Raw genomic sequence first — 4,699 nt, 5'->3', positions numbered from 1 at the left:
ACGACGTCGATGATTTCGTCGCCGAAGCGTTCCAGCTTGCGCACGCCCATGCCGGGGATGTGACGCAGGTCGTCGATCGTCTCCGGCGCGTTGCGCGCGATTTCGGCGAGCGTCGCGTCGTGGAAGATCACGTAGGCCGGCACGCCGTCCGTCTTCGCGGTTTCCGCGCGCCATGCGCGCAGCGCGTCCCACCGTGCGCGCTCGCGGGCGCCCATGCCGGCCGTCGGGTCGACGCGCGTGCCGCTGCGGCTCGACGACTGGCGGGTGCGCTGCGGCTTCACGTAGCGGCGCAGCGTGACCTTTTCCTCGTTCTTCAGCACGGGCTTCGCGGCCTCGGTCAGCATCAGCGCGCCGAAGCCGCCATGGTCGACCGCCAGGTAGCCGTACGCGACCAGTTGCCGGAAAATCGCGCGCCACTCGGGCTCGGACAGTGCCGCGCCGATGCCGAACGTGCTGAGCTGGTCGTGGCCGCGCTGCAACACCTTCTCGGTGCGCCCGCCGCGCAGGATCTCGATCAGGTGGCTCGAGCCGAAATTGAAGCCGCTCGCGCGCTGCGCGCGGAACACGCACGACAGTGCCATCTGCGCCTCGCGCGTCGCGTCCCACGAAGCGGGCGGCTCGAGGCACGTGTCGCAGTTGCCGCACGGCTGGCTCGCCTCGCCGAAGTAGTTCAGCAGCCGCACGCGGCGGCACGAGATCGTTTCGCACAACCCGAGCAGCGCGTCGAGCTTCGACGTCTGCACGCGCTTGTGCGCGTCGTCCGCATCGGATTCGTCGATCATCTTGCGCTGTTGGACGACGTCGCCGAGGCCATATGCCATCCACGCGTTCGCGGGCATCCCGTCGCGGCCCGCGCGGCCGGTTTCCTGGTAATAGCCTTCGACGCTCTTCGGTAAATCGAGGTGCGCGACGAAGCGGACGTCGGGCTTGTCGATGCCCATGCCGAACGCGATCGTCGCGCACATCACGATGCCTTCCTCTCGCTGGAACATTTCCTGGTGCTTCTGCCGCACCTCGAACTCCATCCCCGCGTGATACGGCAGCGCGCGCACGCCCTGCGCCTTCAGCCATTCGGCCGTTTCCTCGACCTTGCGACGCGACAGGCAATAGACGACGCCCGCGTCCGTCGTGCCGTCGGCATTCGTGTGCTCGGCACGGATGAAATCGAGCAACTGCGAGCGCGCGTTGTCCTTTTCGACGATCCGGTAACGGATGTTGGGGCGGTCGAAGCTCGACACGAACACGCGCGCGTCGTCGAGCGCGAGACGATGGATGATCTCGTCGCGCGTGATCGCGTCGGCCGTGGCGGTCAGCGCGATGCGCGGCACCGACGGGAAGCGCTCGTGCAACACCGACAGCTGGATGTATTCCGGGCGGAAATCGTGCCCCCATTGCGACACGCAGTGGGCTTCGTCGATCGCGAACAGGCCGATCTTCGCGCGCTCGAGCAGCTCGAGGAAGCGCCCCGTCATCAAGCGCTCCGGCGCGACGTACAGCAGGTCGATTTCGCCTTCGCGCAGCGCGCGCTCGGTGGCCGCGGCCTCGGCGCCCGACAGCGTCGAATTCAGGTAGGCCGCGCGCACGCCGACTTCGCTCAACGCGGCGACCTGGTCCTGCATCAGCGCGATCAGCGGCGACACGACGATGCCGGCGCCCTGCCCGGCCTCTCGGCGCAGCAGCGCGGGAATCTGGTAGCACAGCGACTTGCCGCCGCCGGTCGGCATCAGCACGAGACAATCGCCGCCGCCGGCGACGTGCTCGACGATCTCGCCCTGCTGGCCGCGAAAGGCGGAATAACCAAAGACTTCGTCGAGTATTTCGAGGGCGCGGGACATGAATAGGAACAGGGACGGCTAAGCGATGAACGCAATTTTAACAACCCGCTCGCGCGACGCGTGGCGAATCGCGCGACGTTGGCCGTTCGGTCAGGGTTCGTTCGCGGGCATCACGGGCCTGCCGCGGTCATGCTGGACGCGTTCGCGGGGCATGCCCCGAGGCGGCGCAGGCACGTCATGCGCGTGAACGAAGGATGAAAAAAAACCGCCCGGCAGAACCGGGCGGTTTCGGTGACAGCGATGATAGCAAGGCAACGCGGCTTGCGCCGCGCCGTGCTTACTCGGCTGCCGGGTGTTGCGGCTCTTCTGCCGGCGCGCTCGGCGTGCCGAAGTCGAATGCCTCTTCCGCTGCGATCTGGTCGAAACGCTCGCGATCCGACGATTCCTTCGCCTTGCGTGCCTTGTGGAACGCGAGACCCGTACCGGCCGGAATCAGACGGCCGACGATCACGTTTTCCTTCAGGCCGCGCAGATCGTCGCGCTTGCCCATGATCGCCGCTTCGGTCAGCACGCGGGTCGTTTCCTGGAACGATGCCGCGGAGATGAACGAGTCGGTCGACAGCGATGCCTTCGTGATACCGAGCAGCACGTTGTCGTACGAAGCCGGACGCTTGCCCTCGGCGATCATGCGATCGTTCTCGTCCAGCATGTCGGAACGCTCGACCTGTTCGCCCGGGATGAAGCGCGTATCGCCGTTGTCGGTGATCTGCACACGACGCAGCATCTGGCGAACGATCACCTCGATGTGCTTGTCGTTGATCTTCACGCCCTGCAGACGGTACACGTCCTGCACTTCGTCGACGATGTAGCGCGACAGCGCCTCGATACCCTGCAGACGCAGGATGTCGTGCGGATCGGCCGGACCGTCCACGATCATTTCGCCCTTGTTGACGACCTGGGCATCGTGAACCAGAACCTGCTTTTCCTTCGCGATCAGGAACTCGTGCTGGTTGCCCTCGAGGTCCGTGATGACGAGACGCTGCTTGCCCTTCGTGTCCTTGCCGAACGACGTCGTACCGGTGACTTCCGCGAGAATGCCGGCATCCTTCGGCGAACGCGCTTCGAACAGTTCCGCCACCCGCGGCAGACCGCCGGTAATGTCACGCGTCTTCTGCGCTTCCGTCGGGATACGTGCGAGCACTTCACCGACCTGCACCTGCTGGCCATCCTTCACGGTGATCAGTGCGCCGACCTGGAAGCCGATCTGCACTGCGTGCTCCGTGCCCGGAATCTTCACTTCCTCGCCGTTCGCGTCGAGCAGCTTCACCTGCGGACGCACGCTCTTCGAAGCCTGCGAACCGCGGCGCTTCACGTCGATCACGACCAGCGTCGACAGGCCGGTCACGTCGTCGATCTGCTTCGCGACGGTCACGCCTTCCTCGACGTTCTCGAACTTCACCGTACCACCGTACTCGGTGATGATCGGACGCGTCAGCGGGTCCCACGTGGCGAGCTGCGTGCCGGCCTTGATCGTCGCGCCGTCGAGCTGCAGCAGCGTCGCGCCGTACGGCACTTTGTGACGTTCGCGCTCGCGACCGAAGTCGTCGGTGATCATCGCTTCGCCCGAACGGGAAATGACGATCTGCTCGCCCTTCGCGTTCGTGACGTAGCGCATCGTCGCCGTGAAGCGGACGATACCGTTGCTCTTCGCTTCGACCGACGAAGCCACTGCCGCACGCGATGCCGCGCCACCGATGTGGAACGTACGCATCGTCAGCTGCGTGCCCGGTTCACCGATCGACTGCGCCGCGATCACGCCGACTGCTTCGCCGACGTTCACGAGCGAGCCGCGGCCGAGGTCGCGGCCGTAGCAGGCTGCGCACAGGCCGTAACGCGTTTCGCAGGTCAGCGGCGTGCGCACGCGCACTTCGTCGATGCCGAGGCGTTCGATTTCCTCGACCGCCGTTTCGTCGAGCAGCGTGCCCGATTCGTACAGCGTTTCCTGCGTTTCCGGATTCACGACGTCCGCGACCGCGACGCGGCCGAGGATACGGTCACGCAGCGCTTCGACGACTTCACCGCCTTCGACCAGCGCCTTCATCGCCACGCCGTTCGACGTGCCGCAATCGTCTTCCACCACGACCAGATCCTGCGTGACGTCGACCAGACGACGCGTCAGGTAACCCGAGTTCGCGGTCTTCAGTGCCGTATCAGCCAGACCCTTACGTGCACCGTGGGTCGAGATGAAGTACTGCAACACGTTCAGACCTTCGCGGAAGTTCGCGGTAATCGGCGTCTCGATAATCGAGCCGTCCGGCTTCGCCATCAGGCCACGCATACCGGCCAGCTGACGAATCTGAACCGCCGAACCCCGGGCGCCCGAGTCGGCCATCATGTAGATCGAGTTGAACGACTCCTGGCGCGTCTCGTTGCCGTCGCGGTCCGTCACCGGCTCCGTCGACAGCTGCTCCATCATCGCCTTGCCGACCGCTTCCGACGTTGCCGACCAGATGTCGACCACGTTGTTGTAGCGTTCCTGCGCGGTGACGAGACCCGACATGTACTGGCGGTCGTACTCCTTCACCTTCTTCGCGGCGTCGCCGACGATCGTTTCCTTCTGCGGCGGCACGAGCATGTCGTCCACGCAGATCGAGATGCCGGCACGCGTCGCGAGACGGAAACCCGACTGCATCAGCTGGTCGGCGAACACCACCGTCGCACGCAGACCGCATTTGCGGAACGCCGTGTTGATCAGGCGCGAGATTTCCTTCTTCTTCAGCGGCTTGTTCAGCACCGAGAACGGCAGGCCGTGCGGCAGGATCTCCGACAGGATCGCGCGGCCGACGGTCGTCGCGTACAGCGTGATCTTCGGCACGAACGGCGGCGCGCCTTCCGACTTGTCTTCGTTGTGGACCATTTCGGTG

Annotated in this window: 1 protein-coding gene and 1 pseudogene; both read right to left on the bottom strand. The window is 65.4% G+C overall.

Going from position 1 to position 4,699, the window contains the following annotated elements:
• On the bottom strand, positions 1 to 1,835 hold a 1,835-nt coding region (gene recQ / locus JMF90_RS24875; protein ID WP_201325548.1), incomplete at its 3' end, for a DNA helicase RecQ.
• Positions 1,836 to 2,112: 277 nt separating this feature from the next.
• Positions 2,113 to 4,699: pseudogene (locus JMF90_RS24870) on the bottom strand (DNA-directed RNA polymerase subunit beta'); the annotation flags it as partial.

The sequence above is a fragment of the Burkholderia sp. E168m23 genome (assembly GCF_016586125.1).
Classification (GTDB): domain Bacteria; phylum Pseudomonadota; class Gammaproteobacteria; order Burkholderiales; family Burkholderiaceae; genus Burkholderia; species Burkholderia orbicola.
Note: the sequence above shows the minus strand (reverse complement) of the source record. Positions and strands in the feature narration are given on the sequence as shown.